At 66.1% G+C, this 22,056-nt stretch carries 20 protein-coding genes and 1 riboswitch; of the genes, 7 read left to right on the top strand and 13 right to left on the bottom strand.

Annotated features, from left to right (window positions below):
* Positions 1–4: 4 nt before the first annotated feature.
* A riboswitch (TPP riboswitch) is annotated at positions 5–113 on the bottom strand.
* A gap of 118 nt (positions 114–231) precedes the next feature.
* The 4 genes from GL284_RS12965 (at position 232) to GL284_RS12950 (ending at position 8,286) form a co-directional block, all read left to right on the top strand.
* Entirely contained in the window at positions 232–1,404 is a 1,173-nt protein-coding gene (locus GL284_RS12965; RefSeq protein ID WP_155045054.1) for an AI-2E family transporter, read from the top strand.
* A 143-nt stretch (positions 1,405–1,547) separates the two neighbouring features.
* The gene (locus GL284_RS12960; protein WP_155045053.1) at positions 1,548–4,877 is read left to right on the top strand and encodes a transglutaminase family protein; all 3,330 of its coding nucleotides are present in this window, start codon (positions 1,548–1,550) and stop codon (positions 4,875–4,877) included.
* A gap of 8 nt (positions 4,878–4,885) precedes the next feature.
* Entirely contained in the window at positions 4,886–7,297 is a 2,412-nt protein-coding gene (locus GL284_RS12955) for a circularly permuted type 2 ATP-grasp protein (protein WP_155045052.1), read from the top strand.
* The gene (locus tag GL284_RS12950) at positions 7,294–8,286 is read left to right on the top strand and encodes a transglutaminase family protein (protein WP_155045051.1); all 993 of its coding nucleotides are present in this window, start codon (positions 7,294–7,296) and stop codon (positions 8,284–8,286) included. Before GL284_RS12955 ends, GL284_RS12950 begins: the two co-directional genes overlap by 4 nt.
* 51 nt (positions 8,287–8,337) lie before the next feature.
* Here GL284_RS12950 and hflC read toward each other — a convergent pair whose 3' ends face one another.
* From hflC to rpiA, 4 genes are all read right to left on the bottom strand, one after another.
* On the bottom strand, positions 8,338–9,441 hold the full coding sequence (gene hflC, locus GL284_RS12945) for a protease modulator HflC (RefSeq protein WP_155045050.1): 1,104 nt from the start codon (positions 9,439–9,441) through the stop codon (positions 8,338–8,340).
* The gene (gene hflK, locus GL284_RS12940; protein ID WP_155045049.1) at positions 9,441–10,667 is read right to left on the bottom strand and encodes an FtsH protease activity modulator HflK; all 1,227 of its coding nucleotides are present in this window, start codon (positions 10,665–10,667) and stop codon (positions 9,441–9,443) included. Before hflK ends, hflC begins: the two co-directional genes overlap by 1 nt.
* A gap of 67 nt (positions 10,668–10,734) precedes the next feature.
* The gene (gene gorA / locus GL284_RS12935; protein WP_155045048.1) at positions 10,735–12,132 is read right to left on the bottom strand and encodes a glutathione-disulfide reductase; all 1,398 of its coding nucleotides are present in this window, start codon (positions 12,130–12,132) and stop codon (positions 10,735–10,737) included.
* Complete coding sequence (gene rpiA, locus GL284_RS12930; RefSeq protein ID WP_155045047.1) at positions 12,129–12,854, bottom strand: ribose-5-phosphate isomerase RpiA; 726 nt, start codon at positions 12,852–12,854, stop codon at positions 12,129–12,131. The genes gorA and rpiA overlap by 4 nt, the downstream gene beginning before the upstream one ends.
* A 163-nt stretch (positions 12,855–13,017) precedes the next feature.
* On the opposite strand from rpiA, the gene GL284_RS12925 reads away from it, so the two are divergent.
* From GL284_RS12925 to GL284_RS12915, 3 genes are read left to right on the top strand one after another with little or no spacing between them, the layout of a single operon-like run.
* Positions 13,018–14,160, top strand: a complete 1,143-nt coding sequence (locus tag GL284_RS12925) for a bifunctional 2-C-methyl-D-erythritol 4-phosphate cytidylyltransferase/2-C-methyl-D-erythritol 2,4-cyclodiphosphate synthase (RefSeq protein WP_155045046.1) — start codon at positions 13,018–13,020, stop codon at positions 14,158–14,160.
* A gap of 4 nt (positions 14,161–14,164) precedes the next feature.
* Positions 14,165–14,659 (top strand): phosphatidylglycerophosphatase A family protein, encoded by a 495-nt coding sequence (locus GL284_RS12920; protein ID WP_155045045.1) that lies wholly within the window; start codon positions 14,165–14,167, stop codon positions 14,657–14,659.
* Complete coding sequence (locus tag GL284_RS12915; RefSeq protein WP_155045044.1) at positions 14,656–15,126, top strand: CinA family protein; 471 nt, start codon at positions 14,656–14,658, stop codon at positions 15,124–15,126. Before GL284_RS12920 ends, GL284_RS12915 begins: the two co-directional genes overlap by 4 nt.
* Here GL284_RS12915 and GL284_RS12910 read toward each other — a convergent pair.
* The 9 genes from GL284_RS12910 to GL284_RS12870 all read right to left on the bottom strand — a co-directional run bounded on the left by GL284_RS12910 (position 15,123) and on the right by GL284_RS12870 (position 21,956).
* Positions 15,123–16,154 (bottom strand): threonine aldolase family protein, encoded by a 1,032-nt coding sequence (locus GL284_RS12910; RefSeq protein ID WP_155045043.1) that lies wholly within the window; start codon positions 16,152–16,154, stop codon positions 15,123–15,125. The genes GL284_RS12915 and GL284_RS12910 overlap by 4 nt on opposite strands.
* The gene (locus GL284_RS12905; RefSeq protein ID WP_155045042.1) at positions 16,151–16,591 is read right to left on the bottom strand and encodes a YcgN family cysteine cluster protein; all 441 of its coding nucleotides are present in this window, start codon (positions 16,589–16,591) and stop codon (positions 16,151–16,153) included. Before GL284_RS12905 ends, GL284_RS12910 begins: the two co-directional genes overlap by 4 nt.
* Entirely contained in the window at positions 16,591–17,520 is a 930-nt protein-coding gene (locus GL284_RS12900; protein ID WP_155045041.1) for a bifunctional riboflavin kinase/FAD synthetase, read from the bottom strand. The genes GL284_RS12905 and GL284_RS12900 overlap by 1 nt, the downstream gene beginning before the upstream one ends.
* Before the next feature lie 31 nt (positions 17,521–17,551).
* Positions 17,552–17,995, bottom strand: coding sequence for a MaoC family dehydratase (locus GL284_RS12895; RefSeq protein WP_155045085.1), 444 nt, complete (start codon positions 17,993–17,995; stop codon positions 17,552–17,554).
* A gap of 92 nt (positions 17,996–18,087) precedes the next feature.
* A complete protein-coding gene (locus tag GL284_RS12890; RefSeq protein ID WP_155045040.1) occupies positions 18,088–18,957 on the bottom strand; it encodes a TIGR01459 family HAD-type hydrolase in 870 nt (289 codons plus the stop codon).
* Between the two features lie 6 nt (positions 18,958–18,963).
* The gene (locus tag GL284_RS12885; protein ID WP_155045039.1) at positions 18,964–19,884 is read right to left on the bottom strand and encodes a manganese-dependent inorganic pyrophosphatase; all 921 of its coding nucleotides are present in this window, start codon (positions 19,882–19,884) and stop codon (positions 18,964–18,966) included.
* A gap of 63 nt (positions 19,885–19,947) precedes the next feature.
* Positions 19,948–20,586 carry a DUF1345 domain-containing protein gene (locus GL284_RS12880; protein ID WP_155045038.1) on the bottom strand — a complete coding sequence of 213 codons (639 nt, stop codon included), beginning with the start codon at positions 20,584–20,586 and terminating at the stop codon, positions 19,948–19,950.
* 7 nt (positions 20,587–20,593) lie between these two features.
* Positions 20,594–20,929, bottom strand: a complete 336-nt coding sequence (locus tag GL284_RS12875) for a nuclear transport factor 2 family protein (protein WP_155045037.1) — start codon at positions 20,927–20,929, stop codon at positions 20,594–20,596.
* Positions 20,919–21,956, bottom strand: a complete 1,038-nt coding sequence (locus GL284_RS12870; RefSeq protein ID WP_155045036.1) for a TraB/GumN family protein — start codon at positions 21,954–21,956, stop codon at positions 20,919–20,921. Before GL284_RS12870 ends, GL284_RS12875 begins: the two co-directional genes overlap by 11 nt.
* Positions 21,957–22,056: the final 100 nt, after the last annotated feature.

Here is a 22,056-nt window from a genome sequence, read left to right as displayed (position 1 = left end):
CAGGCAGGTCTGGGCGTCCCGTCCCTTCGCCGGCATGATCCGGATCAGGTTCAAAGGGTCACCGCGCGCTATGCGGTCTCTCAGCCCCTTGCGGGACTCCCCTCGGTCAGGCCAGCTTAGGCGGGCGTCATGCCGATGTCACGCCCTTGCCGCATCAGGAAATCCCATTCCAAGGCTTGCAGCCCGCGCCGTTCTGCTATGTCTTTGGGAAAGACATTCTGGACGACGACCATGACGACGACCGACGCCACCCCCAGCAAGACCGACGCCCCGAAGGGGGGCGGCTTCCGCCTGACGGGCACGCGTCAGCATCGCCCGCCGCTTCTGACCAATATCTCGGCGGCGCGCTGGCTGCTTTTGGCAATCGTGGCGGCCTCGGTCTATTTCTTCCACGGCTTTCTGGTGCCGGTGCTGGCGGCGACGGTGATTGCGCTGGCAAGCTGGCCGATCCGGCAACGCTTCGTCAGCCAGCTGGGCTGGGGACGGCTGGCTGCGGCCTCGTTCATGATCCTGGTGCTGGTCTGCTTTATTGTCGTGCCGCTGGGCATGGCACTGGTCTATGCCTTCGGCGAGCTGAAAGGCTGGATCAACTGGGCCATTCTGGTCAACGCGGCAGGTGCGCCGACGCCCGCATGGATGATCGAACTGCCGCAGATCGGCGGCTGGCTGGATCAGAACTGGCGCCAGTATATCGGCCATCCGGGCGGCATCAGCGAAATCGTGCAGGCGGTGTCGGGATCGAATATCGGCACGATCTATCGCGGGGCGCTGACCGCCGGATCGCTGGCCTTCCACCTGTTCCTGACGCTGCTGTTCATGCTGATCACGCTGTTCGTCATGTATCGCGACGGCGACCGGATCGTGGCGCAGCTTGACCGCGTGGGCGCGGGCATCCTGCCCGACCGCTGGGACCGGCTGTCGCGCGTCGTGCCCGCGACGATCAGTTCCACCGTGACCGGCATGACGCTGATCGCCATCGGCGAGGGCTTCATTCTGGGCATCGCCTATTGGCTGGCAGGCGTGCCCTCGCCCGTCACATTCGGCGTGCTGACCGGGTTCATGGCGCTGATCCCCGGCGGCGCGCCTTTGTCCTTCACGCTGGTCTCGGTCTATCTGGCGGCCAGCGGCTCGCCCTTTGCGGGGCTGGCGCTGTTTCTTTGGGGCTCGATCGAGCTGTTCATCGTCGACAAGACCATCCGCCCGCTGCTGGTCGGCGGCCCGGTCAAGCTGCCATTCCTGCCCACCTTCTTCGGGCTGGTCGGCGGCGTGAAGACCATGGGCATCGTCGGGCTGTTCGTCGGCCCGGTGCTGATGGCGCTGCTGGTGTCGATCTGGCGCGAATGGCAGCGCGAGATTTCCGAGGATGAGGTCAAGCGCGCCGCCCTTCCGGCAAGATCGGACTGACGCGCGGGAACTGCCGCGTTTTTCAGCAGTTTGCGTCGGGGCACGCCGCATTCGCATCCGGCGCCGCCCATCGCCGCTTCGCGTGTTCCCAAAGCCGGGGCCACGCTGCTAGCAAGGGCATCAGGTCAACGAGGGGAAATGTCATGTCGATCAAGGCCAGTATCTATCACCTGACCCATTATCGCTATGACAAGCCGGTGCTTCTTGGGCCTCAGGTCATCCGTCTGCGGCCTGCGCCCTATTCGCGCACCAATGTCATCTCGCACAGCCTGAAGGTCAGCCCGGCCGGGCATTTCGTGAACCACCAGCTGGATCCCTTCGGCAACTGGCTGGCGCGGTTCGTCTTTCCCGAACCCGTGCGCGAACTGAAGATCGAGGTGGATCTGGTCGCCGACATGACCGTCTACAACCCGTTCGATTTCTTCACCGAGGAAAGCGCGGAATTCTGGCCCTTTGAATATCCGCTGGATCTGGTCGAGGAACTGGTGATCTATCGCCAGCCCGAACCCGCGGGGCCGCATCTGCAGGCGCTTCTGGAAACCATCCCGCGCGACCGGCAGCGCACCACGGATTTCATCGTGGCGCTGAACGCCCGCATCGCCGGGCTGGTCGGCTATACCATCCGGCTGGAACCCGGCGTGCAGACGCCCGAGGAAACATTGGGCATCGGCTCGGGGTCGTGCCGCGACAGCAGTTGGCTGCTGGTGCAGGCGCTGCGGCATCTGGGCTTTGCCGCACGCTTCGTCTCGGGCTATCTGATCCAGCTGAAGCCGGACCTGAAGGCGCTGGACGGCCCGTCGGGCACGGATCAGGATTTCACCGACCTGCATGCCTGGGCCGAGGTCTATATTCCCGGCGCGGGCTGGATCGGGCTGGATCCGACCTCGGGCCTGTTGACCGGCGAAAGCCATATCCCGCTGGCCGCGACCCCGCATTACCGCAATGCCGCGCCGATCAGCGGCGGCTATATCGGGCAGGCCAACACCGAATTCGATTTCGACATGCAGGTGCGGCGCGTGGCCGAACATCCGCGCATCACCAAACCCTTCAGCGATGCGGCATGGGATGAATTGAACGCGCTTGGCGAAAAGGTCGATCAGGCGCTGGCCGCAGGCGATGTGCGTCTGACCATGGGCGGCGAGCCGACCTTCGTGTCGATCGACGATTTCGAAAGCGACGAATGGAACACCGCCGCCGTCGGTCCGGTCAAACGCCAGCTTGCCGATACGCTGATCCGCCGCCTGCGCGACCGCTTCGCGCCGGGCGGGTTCCTGCATTACGGACAGGGCAAATGGTATCCGGGCGAGACGCTGCCGCGCTGGACCTTTTCGCTGTTCTGGCGCCGCGACGGCCAGCCGGTCTGGCAAAACCCCGATGTGATCGCGACCGAAGGTCAGGACCATGACGCCTCGCCGCAGCAATCGCAGGATCTCTTGCGCGAGATTGCGGCGGAACTGGACCTGCCTGCGGACAACATCCTGCCCGCCTATGAAGACCCCGCCGAATGGCTGCTGCGCGAGGCGCAGTTGCCCGACAATGTGACGCCGGAAAACAGCCGCCTGAAAGACCCCGAAGAACGCCACCGCCTTGCCACCGTCTTCAATCGCGGCCTGACACAGCCCGTGGGCTTCGTGCTGCCCGTGCAGCCGTGGCAGGCCCGCGATGCCGGACGCGGCTGGCAGTCCGAGGCATGGCGGCTGCGGCGCGGCAAGATCTATCTGACGCCGGGCGACAGCGCGCTTGGCTATCGCCTGCCCTTGGGCAGCCTGCCATGGCTCAGCCCGGCGCAATATCCCTATGTCAACGAGATGGACACCACCATCCCGCGCGCGCCTTTGGAAAAGCCCCAGCCGCTGGATACGATCCGCAAATCGCAACCCGTGGCCAGCTTCACCGCCGCCGCGCCGCAACAGACCCAGCACGGTCAGGACGCCAGCACCGAAGTCGACGGCTTCGTGCGCACCGCGCTGGCGGTCGAGCCGCGCGACGGGCGGCTGTGCGTCTTCATGCCGCCGGTGACGCGGCTCGAGGATTATCTGGACCTGCTGCGCGCCGCCGAATCCGCCGCGCTGCGCCTTGGGCTGAAGATCCATATCGAAGGCTATGCCCCGCCGCATGATCCGCGCCTGAACGTCATCCGCGTCGCCCCCGATCCGGGCGTGATCGAGGTGAACATCCACCCCGCGCAAAGCTGGGCCGATTGCGTGGCGATCACGCAGGGCGTCTATGAGGATGCCCGCCAGTCGCGCCTTGGTGCGGACAAGTTCATGATCGACGGCAAGCATACCGGCACCGGCGGCGGCAACCACGTCGTCGTGGGCGGCGGCACGACCATGGACAGCCCCTTTCTGCGCCGCCCGGATCTGCTGGCCAGCCTGATCCTGCACTGGAACCGGCATCCCTCGCTCAGCTACATGTTCTCGGGGCTGTTCATCGGTCCGACCAGTCAGGCACCCCGCATCGACGAGGCGCGCCATGACGCGCTTTACGAAATGGAGATCGCGCTGTCGCAGATCCCCGCCCCCGGCAAGGGTGACCGCCCGCCGCCATGGCTGGTGGACCGGCTGCTGCGCAATATGCTGACCGATGTGACGGGCAACACGCATCGCGCGGAAATCTGCATCGACAAGCTGTATTCCCCCGACGGCCCGACCGGGCGGCTGGGTCTGGTCGAATTCCGCGGCTTCGAGATGCCGCCGGATGCAAGGATGAGCCTTGCCCAGCAATTGCTGATCCGCGCGCTGATCGCCCGCTTCTGGAACAGCCCGGCCACGGGCGATCTGACCCGCTGGGGCACGGCGCTGCATGACCGCTTCATGCTGCCGCATCATCTTTGGGCGGATTTTCAGGACGTGCTGGCCGATCTGGCCGCGCATGGCTTCCCGCTGCGCGAGGAATGGTTCACCGCCAGCCATGAATTCCGCTTCCCCTTCTGCGGCGAATTGCAGGTGCCGGGCGCGCATCTGGAACTGCGACAGGCGCTTGAGCCATGGCATGTGCTGGGCGAAACCGGCGCGATCGGCGGCACGGTGCGCTATACCGACAGCTCGACCGAACGGTTGCAGGTCAAGCTGTCTGCCGCCGATCCCGAACGCTATCGCGTGCTGTGCAATGGCCGCACCCTGCCCCTGCAGGCGGTGGGCGGCGGGCAATCGGTCGCGGGTCTGCGCTTCAAGGCGTGGCAGCCCGCCTCGGCCATCCACCCGGCCTTGCCCGTCGATGCCCCGCTGACCTTCGACATCTGGGACATGTGGTCGGGCCGCGCCATGGGCGGCTGCACCTATCACGTCGCCCATCCCGGCGGGCGCAATTACGACACCTTCCCCGTGAACTGCAATGAGGCCGAGGCCCGCCGCCTTGCGCGCTTCCAGCCCTTCGGTCACAGTCCGGGCCATGATTTTCAGCCACAACCCGAACGAATTTCACGAGAATTTCCCATGACGCTTGACCTTCGGCGGCCGCCGGGCGTCTAGTCCGGCGCATGACCAGCACGACGGCGACACAGCATGACCCCGACGCCCCGACCTTGGCCGAAGGTCTGGGGCTTGATGCCTATGCCGCGCTGCCCGGCACACCGGACGAACTGATCGGCCCGGACGGCCAGATCCGCCCGCTGTGGCGGCCCCTGCTGGATCAGGTTTCCGGCCTCAGCGCCGAAGATATGGCCATCGCGCTGGCCCGCGCCGATCAATATCTGAACGATTCGGGCGTGTTCTATCGCCAATATGGCACCGGCATTTCCACCGAGCGGCCCTGGCCGCTGAGCCATGTCCCCGTTCTGATCGACGAGGCGGATTGGGAACAGGTCAGCGCCGCGTTGATCCAGCGGGCCGACCTGCTGGAAACCGTCATGGCCGATCTTTACGGCCCCAACCGGCTGATCGCGCAGGGCCGTCTGCCGCCCGCGCTGGTCGCGGCCAATCCGCGCTGGCTGCGCCCGATGGTCGGCATCCCCCCCCGGCTTGGCCATCACCTGCATTTCATCGCCTTCGAGATCGGGCGCGGCCCGGATGGCAACTGGTGGGTGCTGTCGGACCGGACCGAGGCGCCCTCGGGCGCGGGCTATGCACTGGAAAACCGCGTCGCGACCTCGCGCGCCTTCGCGGATGTGTTCACACAGCAGAACGTGCACAGGCTGGCGGGATTTTTCCGCGATTTCCGCGACCGGCTGATGCAGGCCCGTGCCGACCGCGATGCCCGCACCGCCATTCTGACCCCCGGCCCGCTGAACGAGACCTATTACGAACATGCGTGGATCGCCCGCTATCTGGGCTTCATGCTGGTGCAGGGCGACGATCTGGTGGCCCATGACGGGCGGCTGATGGTGCGCACCGTGGCGGGGTTGCAGCCGCTGGACATCCTGTGGCGGCGCATGGACGGCGAATATGTCGATCCGCTGGAGCTTGCGCCGAATTCGCATATCGGCACGCCCGGCATGGTCTCGGCGCTGCGGCGCGGTGGGTTGATGATGGTGAACTCGCTGGGTTCGGGCGTGCTGGAGGCCCGCGCCATGATGGCGTTCCTGCCGCAGCTTTCGGTGGAACTGACAGGCGCGCCGCTGATGATGCCCAATATTGCGACATGGTGGCTGGGGGGCGCGGCGGAACGCGACGCCGTGCTGCGCGCACCCGAACGCATGGTGCTGAGCGGCGCGCTGGAAACCGGCCTGCCCTTTGACCGCGACACCGCCCCCGTGAAGGCCGCCGACCTGAGCCGCGCCGATCTGGAGGCCCGCCTTGCCCGGCAGGGTGCGGGGCTGGTCGCGCAGGAAATGGTCACGCTGTCGACCACGCCCGCGCTGATCGACGGCCAGCTTCAGCCGCGGCCGTTTTCGCTGCGGGTGTTTCTGGCCCGCGGCGCGAATGGCTGGCAGGTCATGCCGGGGGGCTTTGCCCGCATCGGCGCATCGGGCGATCCGAAGGCGCTCGCGATGCAAAAGGGCGGCGCTTCGGCGGATGTCTGGATCGTCAGCCCGCAGGACGTGCCCGCAATCACCATGGCCCCGCAGCCGCGCGGCCCGTTCCGGCGCAGCGCGCCCGGTGCGCTGCCCTCGCGCGCGGCGGATAACCTGTTCTGGATGGGCCGCTATGTCGAGCGGGCAGAAATCATCGTGCGCATCCTGCGCGCGCGCCATGTGCGCATCTCTGAAAGCGGGCGCGGCGCCGAGCCGCTGCAGGAAGCCATGGACGCGCTGCTGGACGAATACGGCATCGACCCCGCGCGCGCCGTTCCGCAGGGGCTGATCGACACCATCGCCTCGGCGGTGAACAGCGCCGGACAGGTGCGCGACCGCTTTTCGACCGATGGCTGGTCGGCACTGACCGATCTGGAGAAATCCGCCCGCCGCATGGCAGGCCGCGTGACCGCAGGCGACGACGCTGCCCGCGCGCTGTCGGCCCTGCTGCGCAAGCTGGCGGGCTTTTCGGGGCTGGTGCATGAAAACATGTATCGCTTCTTCGGGTGGCGCTTCCTGACCATCGGGCGGATGCAGGAACGCGCGCTTGGCATGACCGGCATCGTCGCGGCCCTTGCCGATCCCAAGGCCCCCGATGGCGCGCTGGATCTGTGCGTCGAGCTGGGCGACAGCGTGCTGACCCACCGGCGGCGCTTCAGCGTCTCGACCTCGCGCGAGACGGTGATCGATCTGCTGGTGCTGGATCCGATGAACCCGCGCTCGGTGCGCAATCAGCTGGATCACATGCTGGCGCAGATCGAACAGCTGCCCGGCGCGGCACGGCATGGCGAATATTCCCCGCTGGGCCGCGCCATGCTGCGGGTCGCAACCGAGGTCGCCACCGAACCCGCCGAAACGCTGGACACGGCGGCGCTGCAACGGCTGCACGACCAGATCTCGGGCCTGTCCAACCTGATCACCGAGGCATATCTGCGATGACCGTCTATGCGATGCAGGTGGCGTTTCGCTATGAATTCGACCGGCCTCCGGGGGCGGGGCGGCAGCTTTTCCGCATTCTTCCGGCCGAGATCCCGGGTCGCCAGAACCTGCTGCATGCCGAGATCCGCATCGAGCCGGACCCGGCGGAAACCGCCGAATTCACCGATTTCCAAGGCATCCGCGTCATTGAAATGGTGATGCCGCAGGGCCTGACGGAACTGGAATTCGTGCTTGAGGCCGAGGTCGAACGCATCGCCCATCAGATCGGACTGGACATCTCGACCCCGCTTTCGGTGCTGCCCGCCGAGATCGCGGCCTATCGCGGCGTGGATCCCGCCGCGCCGCATCACTATCTGACGCCGACCGCGCGTATCCCGCTGATGCCGAAGGTCGCCGAATATGCCGCCCGCGCGACGCAAAAGACCGTCACCACGCGCGAGGCGCTTGAGGCATTCGGCCGTGCCTTGCACCGCGACATGGCCTTTGACGCCGAGGCCACCGATGTGAACACGCCGCCCGCGCAGGCCTTTGCCCAGCGGCGCGGTGTCTGTCAGGACTTTGCCCAGATCATGGTCGGGGGCTTGCGCAGCCTTGGCATTCCCGCCGCCTATGTCGGGGGCTATCTGCGCACCCTGCCGCCGCCCGGCCAGCCCCGGCTGGTCGGGGCCGATGCCACCCACGCCTGGGTGCGCGGCTGGTGCGGCACGGAAACCGGCTGGGTCGATTACGACCCGACCAATGGCTGTTTCGCGCTTGGCGACCATATCGAGATCGGCTTTGGCCGCGATTACGACGACGTGGCCCCGGTCACCGGCATGTTGCGGCTGGAAGGCGAACAGACCGGCAGCCACAGCGTCGATATCGAGGAAGCGCCGCTGCAAACCCATCCCGGCGGCTGGTCGCCTTCGGTGCTGGATCTGCCCGCACGCCCGCGCCAACGCCGAGAGGACAGCGAAGACCCGATCCCGGAAACCGATCCGCGCATCTGAAAAGGGGCGAAGCCAAGCCTCGCCCCTTTTGTGATTGCCTCAGACCTGCGCCTAGTTCGCGGGCGCGGGGGCCGGCACGGCGCTTTCGGATTGCGGCGGGCTGGACAGCGATTCCGGCATCGGCGTCAGCGTCACCCCGGCGTTTTCACCCAAGGGCTGACCTTCGCGATTGGTCTCGGACGGCGGCACGGTGTCCTCGGTCGAGGTTTCATCCGTGGCAGCGTTTTCCCCCAGCACCACCGAGGATGCCGCGCTGGACGCGACCGGCACGGGGTTTGCCCGGTCGGCACCGTCGCTGCGCAGGTAATCGAAGAACTCACCTTCCGGCTGGATGACCAGCGAGCTGTTTTCGCCTTTCAGCGCCCGCTCATACGAGGTCATCGAGCGGGTGAAGGCAAAGAACTCGGGGTCGCGGCCAAAGGCTGCGGCATAGATCGCGTTGCGGCGGGCATCGGCTTCACCGCGCACGATTTCGGCCTTCTTGCGCGCTTCCGAGGTCAGTTCGACCACGGTGCGGTCGGCTGCGTCGCGGACACGCTGCGCGGCTTCGCCACCGCGGGCGATTTCATCGGCCGCCTCACGCTCGCGTTCCGCACGCATCCGGGCATAGGTGGCGTTCAGGTTCTGCTCGGGCAGGTCGGTGCGGGTCAGGCGCACGTCGATGACGCGCACGCCAAGCGCCTCGGCGTTCTGACGCGCCAGATCGCGGATCTGGTTCATCAGCGGCGTCCGGTCGTCCGACAGCACCATGGTCGAAGGCACCGAGCCCAGCACCTGACGAATGGCGTTGGTCACGATGTCGGCCAGACGCTGCTGGGCGAATTGCACGCCACCCGCAGCGGTCGCACGGCGGAACTGCACCACATCGGTGATCTGCCAGCGCGCGAAGGCATCGACGACCAGACGGCGGTCATCCAGCGGCGTGACCTCCATCGGTGGGGTCGGAATGCCAAGGATCCGCGCGTCATAGCGCACCACATTGTCGATGAACGGCACCTTGAAGCCGATGCCGGGATCCTCGCGCACCTCGACGACTTCACCAAAGCGCATCACCAGCGCCTTTTCCCGCACATCGACGATATACAGCGAGGCCATCAGCAGCACGCCCACGACGATCAGGAAGGGCAGCAGCAGAATCGTAATCGCACGGTTCATCACTGGTTCCCCCCGTTGCGCGTGTTGGTATTGGCGGGCGCGGCCGAGCCGCTGCGCAACTGGTCAAGCGGCAGATAGGGCACGACGCCCTGCCCGCCCTGGCTGCCGTCCAGGATCACCTTATTGACCTGACCCAGCACATTTTCCATGGTTTCCAGATACATCCGACGGCGGGTCACCTCGGGTGCCTTGATGTATTCGTCATAGACCGAATTGAAGCGCGCGGCCTCACCCTCGGCGGTATTGACCGCCTCGGCACGGTAAGCTTCCGAGCGTTCGATCATCGCGGCGGCTTCACCGCGCGCGCTGGCCAGAACCCGGTTGGCATAGGCGTCGGCCTCTTTCTCAAGGCGGTCGCGTTCCTGCTGGGCGGCCTGCACCTCGCGGAAGCTGTCGATGACCTCTTGCGGCGGGTCGGCGCGGTCAAGGTTGACGCGCACGACGTTGATGCCGCTGTCATAGGCATCCAGCGTGGCCTGCGCCTGCGCTTTCAGATCCTCGCCGATCATGCCGCGGTCGCGGTTCAGGATCGGTGCCAGTTCCGAACGCGCCACGATGTCGCGCATCGCGGATTCGGCCACGGCGCGGATGGTGTCCTCAGGATCTGCCAGATTGAACAGGAATTTCTCGGGGTCCGAGATGTTCCAGACCACCTGATAGGCCATGTCGACGATGTTCTGGTCGCGCGTCAGCATCAGCCCGCTATCCATCGGACCGGCGCGGCCGGTGCCGATTTCGGTGGTGCGTTCGCCCGAAACCGAGACGACCTCGGCCTTGACGAAGGGCCATGGCGCAAAGTTCAGACCTTCCTCGCCGGTGGCGAAGGGGCGACCGAACAGCAGCTCGACCGAGCGTTCCTCGGGGTTGACGGTATAGAACGAGGTAAAGGCCCAGACCGCGACCGCACCAAGGCCGATCAGGCCCCATGTGCCGCGCCCCAGACGGAATTCCGGCGCCTGCGGACGGCGCGGACCGCCGGGACCGCGACCGCCGCCCTGCTGCTGGCCCTTGCCACCCATCAGCACGCGCAGCCGGTCCTGTCCCTTGCGCACCAGATCGTCGATCTCGCCGCGCGCTTCGGGACGGCGTGGTCCGGGATCCTTGCCATTGCCATTGCCGTTGTCGTTGCCGCCGGCATTGCCCCAGGGACGCTGGCCCCCTTGAGGCGGCTTGTCGCCACCCTTGCCGTCATCTCCTCCGCTGCCCCAAGGGCCTTGTCCTGCCATCGTCTCGTGCCTCGTTTCCTGCTATCGCGTCTGTCTTAGGTCGTAACTGGGGCAAAATGCCCGAAAATCAAGCCTTACCAACGGTTTTGTCAGCGGCCTTTCCACCGATATGCCGCGCGGGCTTGCGCATCGTCACCAGTTCTTCGGCCAGGGTCGGATGCACGGCGATCGCGGCGTCGAATTGCGCCTTGGTGGCGCCCATGCCCATGGGGATGGCGACAAGCTGGATCATCTCCCCGGCTTCGGGGCCGAAGATGTGGCAACCGACGACCTTCTGGCTGTCGCTGTCCACGATCAGCTTCATCACCGCCCGCGCGTCCGATCCCGCGAAAAGCGAACGCATGGGCCGGAAGCTGGCGCTGTAGACATCATGCTGGCCACGCTCGGCGGCCTCTTCCTCGGTCAGGCCGATGCTGGCGACCTCATGCGGGCGGACATAGACCGCCGCGCCGTAAAGGCTGTGATCGACCGTGCGGGGTTTCGCCCCGAACACCGTATCGGCAAAGCTGTGGCCTTCGCGGATCGCCACCGGCGTCAGGTTCACGCGGTCGGTCACATCGCCCACGGCAAAGATCGAGGGCACCGAGCTTTGCGAATAGTCATCCACCACGATCGCGCCATTCTTGGCCAGCTTGACGCCCAGTTCCTCCAGACCCAGCCCCTTGGTATAGGGCGCGCGTCCGGTCGCGAACATCACGGCATCGAAGGTCTCGGGTCCTTCGTCCAGATGCGCGCGCACCCGGTCGCCGTCCTTTTCCAGCTTCAGATCCTTCTGGTTCAGGCGCAGATCGACGCCCACGGCGCGCAGCTGTTCGGTCGCGTGGCGGCGCATCTCCATGTCGAAGCCGCGCAGCACCGCATCGCCGCGATAGGCCAGCACGGTTTCAGCGCCCAGCCCGTTCAGGATCGTGGCGAATTCGCAGGCGATGAAGCCGCCGCCGACGACCAGCACGCGGCCCGGCAGCTTGTCCATCAGGAACAGATCGTCCGAGATCAGCCCCAGTTCCTCGCCCTCGAAGCCCGGCAGCTGCGGGCGGCCGCCCACGGCGATCAGGATATGCTTGGCGGTAAGGCGCTGGCCGTCGGCCAGTTCGACCGTATGGGCATCATACAGCTTGGCGCGGCTTTTGTGGATCTCGACATTCGCCGCCGCAAGCCCGCCGGTATAGGCGCCCTCAAGCCGGGTCAGTTCGGCATCCAGCTTCTTGTGGAAGGACTGCCAGTCGAACGCGCCCGCCTGCGCCCCGGCCCAGCCATAGCCCCGCGCCTCGGCGGCATGGGCTTCGGCCTGCGAGGCAAAGATCATCAGCTTCTTGGGCACGCAGCCGCGGATGACGCAGGTGCCGCCCATGCGGCTTTCCTCGGCCAGACCGACGCGCGCGCCATATTCGCTGGCCGCGATGCGCGCCGCGCGCACCCCGCCCGAGCCGCCACCGATGACAAACAGGTCATAGTCGAAGGTCATTGCATTTCCTCACGCTGCAGTTCCACGACCGAGCCGTCCGGGCGGCCGATGATCGCAAGCTGGCAGATATTCAGGAAAAGCCCGTGTTCAACCACCCCGGCAATGGCATTCAGCGCCCGCGCAAGGGCGGGGGCGTCGTGGATTTCCCCAAGGTCCAGATCAAGGATGTAATTCTGTTCATCGGTGATCACGGGCTGGCCGTCCTTTTCCCGGCGCACGACCGGGCGGCCCGGCATGTTCAGCTCGGTCAGCACCCGCTCGATATGGGTGCGGGTCGAGGCCCAGCCAAAGGGAATCACCTCGACCGGCAGCTTGAAGGCGCCAAGGCAATCGACGACCTTGCCCTGATCGGCCACCACGACCATGCGGTCGGATGCGGTGGCGACGATCTTTTCGCGCAGATGCGCCGCACCACCGCCCTTGATCAGGTTCAGGTCCGGATCCACCTCATCGGCGCCATCGATGGTCAGGTCCATCCAGCCCAGATCGTCCAGCTCCTCGACCACCAGTCCCAATGCCCGCGCCTGATCCGCCGTGGCCTTCGAGGTCGAGGCAAGGCGCAGATCCAGCCCCTCGGCATGGACGCGCTCGGCCAGCCGGTCCACGAAGATCTTGGCGGTCGAGCCCGTGCCAAGGCCCAGCTTCATGCCGTTTTCCACCAGCGCGACGGCAGCGCGGGCGGCGGCATCCTTGGCGGGATCGACGGGGGCGGGATCGGTCATGGCAGCGGCTCCGGTTCCTGTGCATGTGCCCCGGTGTCGGGGGTCAGCCACCTTATACGCAGAAAGCGCCGGGATGGGCTACTGCACGGGGCGGGAAAAGTGTCGCATCGGCCCGGTTTGGGGCTGATTGCCGAATGCGGCCCGATCGCCTAAAGCTGCCCGCATGACGATACCCGCCACATATGCCGCCATCATCACCGCCGCCGGTCGCGGCACCCGCGCCGGGGGCGATCTGCCCAAGCAATGGCGCGACCTGCTGGGCCAGACCGTCATCGCCCGCAGCATCGCGGCCTTTGCCGACGCGCCGCGCATCGTCGTCACCCTGTCGCCCGAGGACATGGCGCGCGGCATCGCCCAGCTGTCCGGCCCCGTCACGCTGGTCGCCGGCGGCACGACGCGCAGCGAAAGCGTCCACGCCGCGCTCAAGACGCTGGAAGGCAGCGGCGTGACCCATGTGCTGATCCATGACGGCGCGCGGCCCCTTGTGTCGCAGGCGGTCATCGCGGGTGTGGTGCAGGCGCTGGAAAACGGCGCGGTGGCTGCGGCCCCCGCCTTGGCCGTCACCGATGCGCTGTGGCGCGCCGATGGCGGTGTCGTCACCGGCACCGCGCCGCGCGACGGGCTTTACCGCGCGCAGACGCCGCAGGGCTTCCGGCTGGACGCCATCCTTGCCGCGCATCGCGATTTCCCCGAAGGTGCGGCGGATGACGTGGAACTGGCGCTGCGCGCGGGCCACCCGGTCACCGTGACGGCCGGTGAGGATGACAATCTGAAACTGACATGGCCCGGCGATTTCGACCGTGCCGAACGTATTCTGGGGGGCGCGATGGATATTCGCCTTGGCAATGGTTTCGACGTTCACGCCTTTACCGAAGGCGACCATGTCTGGCTGTGCGGCGTCCGGATCGCGCATGACAAGGCGCTGCTGGGCCATTCCGATGCCGATGTGGGCATGCATGCGCTGACCGACGCGATCTATGGCGCCTTGGCGCAGGGCGATATCGGCCGGCATTTCCCGCCCTCGGACCCGCAATGGAAGGGCGCGGAAAGCCATATCTTCCTGCGCCACGCGGCGGATCTGGCGCGCGGCATGGGCTTTGCCATCGGCAATGCGGATGTGACGCTGATCTGCGAACAGCCCAAGATCGGCCCGCATGCCGGCGCGATGCAGGCGGAACTGGCGCGGATCATGGATGTCGCCCCCGACCGCATCAGCGTCAAGGCCACCACCTCCGAGCGGCTGGGCTTCACCGGACGCGGCGAGGGGATCGCGGCCATCGCCACCGCCACGCTTCTGAAAGGGTAACAGGATGGACAAGCAGATCGCCACGCTGTTCGGCATCGGCAGGATGCGCCCCGGCCCCGGCACATGGGGATCGGCCGCCGCGATCCTGCTGGGGGTCGCGCTGCACCGGATCGGGCATTTCCCGCTGCTGGCCGTGGCCACCCTCATCGCCACCGTCGCGGGCTTCTGGGCCGTGGGCCGCTTTACCGCCGACATGGCCGACAAGGACCGCCCCGAGATCGTCATCGACGAGGTGGCGGGGCAATGGATCGCCCTGCTGTTCCCCTCGGCCGGGTTCTGGCTGATGGGGCTGCCTGCGTCGATGTTTCCCTATCCGGGCTGGCTGGCGGCCTTTGCCTTCTTCCGCCTGTTCGACATCTGGAAGCCCTGGATCATCGGACGCGCCGACCGGCGCGGCGATGCAATGGGCGTGATGCTGGACGACATCATCGCCGGGATCTTCGCAGGCATCGCCACGATGATCGCCGCAGGCATCGCACACGGAGTTTTCATGTCATGACCACGGCCGCCGAAGTGCTTGATATCGCCCGCGCGCGCGGCGTCATGATCGCCACCGCCGAAAGCTGCACCGGCGGGCTGATCGCGGGACGGCTGACCGACACGCCCGGCTCCTCGGATGCGTTCGAGCGCGGCTTCGTCACCTATTCCAACCTCGCCAAGATCGAGATGCTGGGCATCCGCCCCGAAACGCTTGAGGCGCATGGCGCGGTCAGCGAACCGATTGCGGCGGAAATGGCCGCAGGCGCGCTGGCGCGTTCCAAGGCGGGGATCGCGGTGTCGGTCACGGGTGTCGCCGGGCCCGGCGGGACGGAACACAAGCCCGAAGGCCGCGTCTGCTTCGGCATCGCCAGCGCCTTCGGCATCCATACCGAGACCGTGGATTTCGGCGCGCTTGGCCGCGCACAGGTCCGCGCGGCCACCGTCGATCATGCGCTGGAGCTGCTGGCCGAACGCCTGCGAGCCTAACGCATCAGATCCAGAAACGCCGCCACATCCTGATCCGTGGTGGCCCAGCTGGTGACCAGACGCACCGCGACGGGCTGATCCTTTGCCGGCGGGCTGTCCTGCCACAGATGATAGGTCGCGCCATGCGCGCGGGCGCGTTCATGCGCCTCGAACGGAATGCGGGCAAAGACCTCATTGGCATGAACCGGCGCGATCAGGCTGCCGCCTACCTGCTGGACGCCCAGCCCCAGCCGCGTGGCGCAGGCATTGGCGTGGCCCGCCAGCCGCAGCCACAGATCGTCCTGCAACAGCGCCAGCATCTGCGCCGCCAGATAGCGCTGCTTGGAAAACACATGCCCCGATTGCTTGCGGCGATAGTCGAAGCCCTTGGCATGGGCGGGATCGAAGAACACCACGGCCTCGGCGGCCAGCGCGCCATTCTTGGTGCCGCCAAAGCTGAGCGCATCGACGCCCCGCAACAGATCGGGCAAGGCGCAGCCAAGCCCCGCCACGGCATTGGCCAGCCGCGCGCCGTCCATATGCACGGGCAGGCCCGCCTCATGCGCCACTTGGGCAATGTCGGCCACGTCCCCGGGTGTGTAGCAGGTGCCCCACTCGGTCGCATTGGTGATCGAGACCATGGCATTCGCGCCGTCATTCAGCCCGCCCGCCGCGCCGATGCGGATGGCCTGGGCCAGATCGGCGGGCGCGATGCGGCCCTGTTCGCCCGCGATCGGCACCAGCTTCGCGCCATGCGAAAAGAATTCCGGCGCGGCGCATTCGTCCAGATGGATATGCGCGGTCTGATGGCAATAGATCCGGCCATAGCTGGGCGACAGCTGCGCGCAGACCAAGGCATTGGCCGCCGTGCCCGTCGCCACGAAGCGCACCACGGCATCGGGCGCGTCCAGCACCTCGCGATAGGCGGCCTCGGCCCGCGCCGTCACCGGATCCGCGCCATAGGATCCGACCGCGCCGTCATTGCAATCCACCAGCGCCTGCATGATCGCGGGATGGGCGCCATGGGCGTTGTCGGATGCGAATTTCATGCCAGATCCTCGATGATATAGTCGTCCCAGTCGTCCTCGGTGACCGTGGCCTCGCTGACGGTCCAGCCCTGCACGCTTGCGCCTGCGCGGTGGATGGCGTCGCGGTCGCCCGCGATCAGGTGGTGCCAGTCGTAAAGCGGCTTGCCCTCGGCGCGCAACCGATAGGCGCAGGTCGCAGGCAGCCACCACGCGATTTCCTTCAGCTTCTTCGGCGTCAGGACGATGCAGTCGGGCACGAATTGATGCCGGTTGGCATAGCTGGAGCATTGGCAGCTTTGCCCGTCCAGCAGCTTGCAGGCGACGCGGGTAAAGGCCAGTTCGTTGGTGTCTTCATATTCGATCTTGTTCAGGCAGCATTTGCCGCAGCCGTCGCACAGCGCCTCCCATTCGTCGGGCTTCAGCGATTTCAGCGGCAATTCCCAGAAACGGTCGCGCATCACCGCGCCGCCAGAATCTCGCGGGCCTTGGCACTGTCGTCGTCCATCTGGTCGATCAGGTCCTGAAGGCTGGCGAATTTCAGTTCCGGGCGCAGGTATTCCACCAGCGCGACCGAAACATGCTGGCCGTAAAGATCACCTTTGAAATCAAAGATGTGGGTTTCAAAGTTCGGAACATTCTCGCCAAACATGGGCCGCACGCCCAGATTGGCCACGCCCTTGTAGCCGCCGCGTTCCGGGCCGGTCAGCACGTCGATCATCACCGCATAGACGCCCATTCGCGGCAGATGCAGGCCGGTGACAGCCATGTTCGCCGTCGGATAGCCCAGATCGCGGCCGCGCTTGTCGCCATGCAGAACCTCGCCGTCGATGCGGTGGAAATGCCCCAGCATGCGCTGCGCATCCTGCATCCGGCCTTCGGCCAGCGCCGCGCGGATCGCGGTCGAGCTGAACTGGTTTTCCCCGTCCCCGATCAGCGGCGCGACGGTCACGCCAAAGCCAAGCGCCCGGCCCAGTTCCGCCAGCGTCTGCGCATTGCCCGAGCGTTTGCGCCCGAAGCAGAAATCCGCGCCCACCGTGACATGCGCGATGCCAAGACCGTCGACCAGCACCTGCCGGGCGAATTCTTCGGGCGACAGTCCGGCCAGCACGGTGTCGAAGGGCAGTTCGTAAAGATGCTCGACCCCCAGCCGCGACAGGCGGTTGGCGCGGGCCTCGGCATTCATCAGGCGGAAGGGCGGCGCGTCGGATTGAAAGAATTCGCGGGGATGCGGCTCGAACGTGACGATGCCAAGGGGCGCATCCGCCGCCGCACGGGCCGCGTCGATCACCGAGCGGTGGCCCAGATGGATGCCATCGAAATTGCCCATGGCGACCGTCGCCCCGCGGGCGTCCAGCGGCAAGGCTTTCCAGTCGTGATGGATGCGCAATCAGGCCCCCATGGGCCGATCCGCGGCCCGGTCAGTCGAACTTGCGGCTTGGCGCCAGAACGACGGCCTCACCTTTCAGGACGACCGTATCACCGACAAGGCAGCGGGTTGCAAGGGTCACGCGGCGTTTGGCGTGATCGATTGTTTCAACCGTCACTTCCGCGCGCACCATGTCTCCGGGCCGGACAGGTGCCATGAATTTAAGCGTCTGGCCCAGATAGACCGTGCCGTGACCGGGCAATTGCTCACCGATTACCGCCGAGATCAGGCCCGCCGTCAGCATGCCATGCGCGATGCGGCCCTGAAAGATAGTGTCGCGGGCATAGTCGTCATCCAGATGCACCGGATTATGGTCGGTCGAGACCTGCGCGAACATCTGGATGTCGTCATCCGTCACCTGCTTTTGCAGATGACGGGTCATGCCGATTTCCAGATCTTCGATGACGATGGTGCCACGCGGCAAGTTGTCCAGCATCATTCACGGCCTCCGATTGATCGGTGCTGCATAGCAGAAGATCAACCGTCGCGCAACAAAACAACGCATGACGTCGCTTTGGTGAATATATATTACCGAAGCCTGCCGATGGCATATTTCGGATCTTCGCTGCGCATGGACAGCCATTCTTCCAGCATGGCGGCTTCCGGGTTCTCGATATCGTCGCCGAACTGGTCGAAGGCCAGACCGCCCGACACGAACAGCGCGTCGATCCCCTGCATCCGCGCACCGGGCACATCGGTCGGGATGCCGTCGCCGATGGCCAGAATGCGCGCATCCGCCGCCAGCCCCAGCCGCTTGCGGGCCAGATCATAGATCGGCGCATGCGGCTTGCCGAAATACAGCGAGGTGCCGCCCAGATCCTCATAGAACTCGGCCAGGGCACCGGCGCAATACAGCCGCTTTTCGCCCAGATCGACGATCAGATCGGGATTGGCACAAAGCAGCTTCAGCCCGCGCGCCTGCGCATCGGTCAGCCAGTTGCGGTAATCCTCGGGGGTTTCGGTTTCGTCGTCGAACAACCCGCAGCAGACGATGCCCTCGGCCTGATCCAGCGGCACGCGCTGGATCGCGGGGGCGTTCTGATGTTCAGCCGGGATGTCGGTGAAGAAGCCCTCATCCTTTTCCATGGCGATGGCCCAGACCTTGCGGCCGACCGCGCCGGAAAACATCGCATCCTGCGCGGCATCGCCGGAACTGACGATCACGTCCCAGGCGTCTTTTGGCACGCCCATCCGGTCCAGCTGCGCGGCCACGTATTTCCACGGGCGCGGCGCGTTGGTCAGCAGCACCACCTGCCCGCCCGTGGCGCGGAACTGGCGCAGCGCGGCAACCGCCGCCGGATAGGCTGCGACGCCATTGTGCAGACAGCCCCACAGGTCGCAGAACAGCACATCGTAATCGGCCGAGACCTCGGCCAGCGCGTTGATGATCCGGGTCATGCGCGCTTAGACCGCCAAGGCCGGAATGATCTGCTTCTTGCGCGACATGATGCCCGGCAGCACCACGCTGTCGCCGGTCACGGTGGCGTTGAAGCTTTTCTCGGCCACCGTTTTCACGAAATCATTCGGCACCAGCAGGGTGGCTTCCTCATTCAGGATGTCGATGATGAACAGCAGCACCTCATCGGCGCTGTCGGCGGCAGCGACCTGCGGCATGGCGGCGATCAGCGCGGCCTTACGGTCCAGCAGCACCTGCGGCGCGGTGGTTTCCAGAACCGAGACCCGCAATTGCTTGCCGCCCAGTTCGTATTCCTTGCTGTCCATGCGCAGCAGCGCGGCGTCGTCAAAGGCCGACACGTCCGATTTGGCGGCAAACATCTCGGCGGCATAGGCCGGGATCGAGACGCCCAGATCGCGGGCCAGCGTTTCGGCCACGAAACGGTCATGCGGCGTGGTCGTGGGGCTGCGGAATTCCAGCGTGTCCGACAGGATGCAGGTCAGCATCGCGCCCTTGATGCCACGCGGCGCGCGGGCCAGATCCTCGGGGCCGATCAGGTCATGCATGATCGTCGCGGTGCAGGCCAGCGGGCGGATGGTGATGTTGATGGGCAGGCGCGTCTTGATGCCGCCGGCCAGCAGGTGGTGGTCGATGATCTCGATCACTTCGGCCTCGGCCAGCGAGGCGGGCAGTTCGGCCGGGTTGTTGGTGTCGACGATGACGCATTTGTCGCCCGCCGCCACATCGTCGATGATCTGCGGCTTTGCCAGATCCCATTTGGTCAGCATCCACGCGGCTTCGGTGTTCGGCTCACCCTGCAGGACGGCGATGGCGGGCTCTTTGCGGACTTCGGACAGATACCATGCCCAGATGATGGGCGAGCCGGTCGAGTCGGTGTCAGGAGCCTTGTGGCCGAAAACCTTGATCATGGGATTACCCTTGCAAGCTGCGGGAAAAGTCGCGCGACTTATAGGACCGGGGGTGGGAAATGTCTATTGACCCAGCGATATTCCGGCATTCACCGCCAAAGCCAGCAGCACCGTATTATAGAAGAACGAAAACGCCGAATGCAGCATCGTGACGCGCCGCGCCCGCGTGTCCAGCACCGCCACATCCGAGGTCTGCGCCGTCATGCCAAGGGTGAAGCTGTAATACAGGAAATCCCAGATCCCGGCATCGGTGGCATCGCCCGGAAATTCCAGATTGCGCGATTCCTGCCCCTGCGCGTCGCGGGCATACCAGATGCTGGCATAGTGAAAGGCCATGACCGTGTGGATCATCGCCCAGCCCAGCGGCACCGACAGCAGCGCCAGCGCCGGGCGCAGCGCCAGCCCGGAATGCGGATCGGCGATGGTCAGCAGGATCGAGCCAAGGCTGATCGCGACCGAGCCTGCGGCGATCAGCACGATCAGCGGCATGCCTTCGTCATCCAGATCGGCGCGGCGGCGCAGGAAATCGACATTGGCGCGATGCAGCATCGTCGCCGTGATGCCCAGATAGATCATGCTGAAGGTCACGGAAAAGATCAGCACGCGGTCCACAAGCTGCAGATGCCAGCCGCCCAGCCCCGCCAGCAGGCCCAGCACAAAGGCCGCCAGAAAGCGCAGATGGTGACGCAGATCGCGGATCATGCCCCGATCATACCGGCGTCTGCTGATGCTGGATGATGCGCCAGTCGCCCTCGCGCCTGCGCCATGTCGTCGTGCACAGCGCGCGATAGGTCTTGGCCCCGGCACGGCGCGCGGTGGCGCGATAGGCCAGAACGCAGACCTCGTTGGTTTCCAGCACCGCCCGGTCGGTGATGGTGACTTCCTGCCAGCGAGGCGCTGCGCCAAGTGCTTCGATGACGCGGCGCCGCGTCAGGATGCCTGCCGGGCCAAAGGCCATCAGGCAGCCTTCGTCCAGCTTGCGCACCGCCTCGGCCACGCCAAGGGTCCAGAAGTCGCGCTCTTCGCGCCAAAGCTCATCCGCCATTCGCACCTCCCTGCGGCTGGACCTGCGTGATCGTCCAGCCATCGCGCTGCAACAAGGCCAGAACGCCGTTCTTGCCCGGAAGATGCAAGGCCCCGAAGCCCACCACGATGTCGCGCCCCTGCGCCGCAGCATCGGCTGCGGCCTGTTCGATGGGCGCGATCCATGCCTTGTTGCGCTGATCCATCAGCTTTTCCTGCGCCTGCGCCATCTGATGATCGACCTCGGCGCGGGTCATGCCGGAATTTTCATAGGCGTCGAAGCGGCCGAATTCCCAGATCAGCCAGCTGTCGCCGCTGAAATAGGCATCGGTCAGCGTCACGGTATAGTCATCGGCATATTCGGCGGCGGGCATGCTGGCGCGGATCATGTCGATTTCTTCGTCGGGCGTCATGCCTTGGAACAGCGTGAAGACCGTATCCCATGGCTCCAGCGCGCGCACGGGCACATCCGCCGCCTGCGCGCGCGCGATCAGCTGATGGTCCAGCCCGCCGGTGTCGCCATTCGCCTTGACCTGCGCCATCATGCAGGGCGAGATCCCCAGCATCATCGAGACATACCACGGCCGCATCCGGCTGGTAACGACCGCAGGCAGGCCGCGCAGTTCCAGCGCCTTCCACAGCGTGTCCCATTCCTCTTTCTCCATCCGCTCGGGCAGCGTCGGGCCGGTGGAATCAAGGATCAGCGCCGGGTTTTCGGCCATGGCACGGCCCAGCTTTTCCTCTTCCTCGGGACCGGCTTCGACCAGAAGGGCCGCGGCCTTGTCGATCAGCGGGCCGAACTGCGCCATGGTCGCGGCGTGGCGCGGATCGTCGAAATGATAGGTGCCCAGCAGCGTCACCGTCTGATCGCCCTTGGTCGCGCGCCAGAACAGGCCCTGATGGAACGGGATGTCCTGCGTTGCCGCGTGCAGCGCCGTCAGTTGATCGGGCGTCATGTCCTGAAACAGGTTGCGGCCCACGCAATCCTGCGCGGCGGCAGGCAGGGCAAGGCAAACCAGGGTCAGGGCAGCAGGCAGGGTCAGGCGCATCGGGTCCATCCGTGGTGATGGGGTCAGGATGGCACGGCGCGGCCAGACACGCCAGACCGCGCCGGATCGCGCCAGATCGGCGACCACGGGCGCGGGGCGG

Origin of the sequence: Paracoccus shanxieyensis (assembly GCF_009711265.1) — a bacterium.
Classification (GTDB): Bacteria; Pseudomonadota; Alphaproteobacteria; order Rhodobacterales; family Rhodobacteraceae; genus Paracoccus; species Paracoccus shanxieyensis.
The sequence above is the reverse complement of the archived record's forward strand: the minus strand, read 5'-3'. Positions and strand labels throughout refer to the sequence as shown.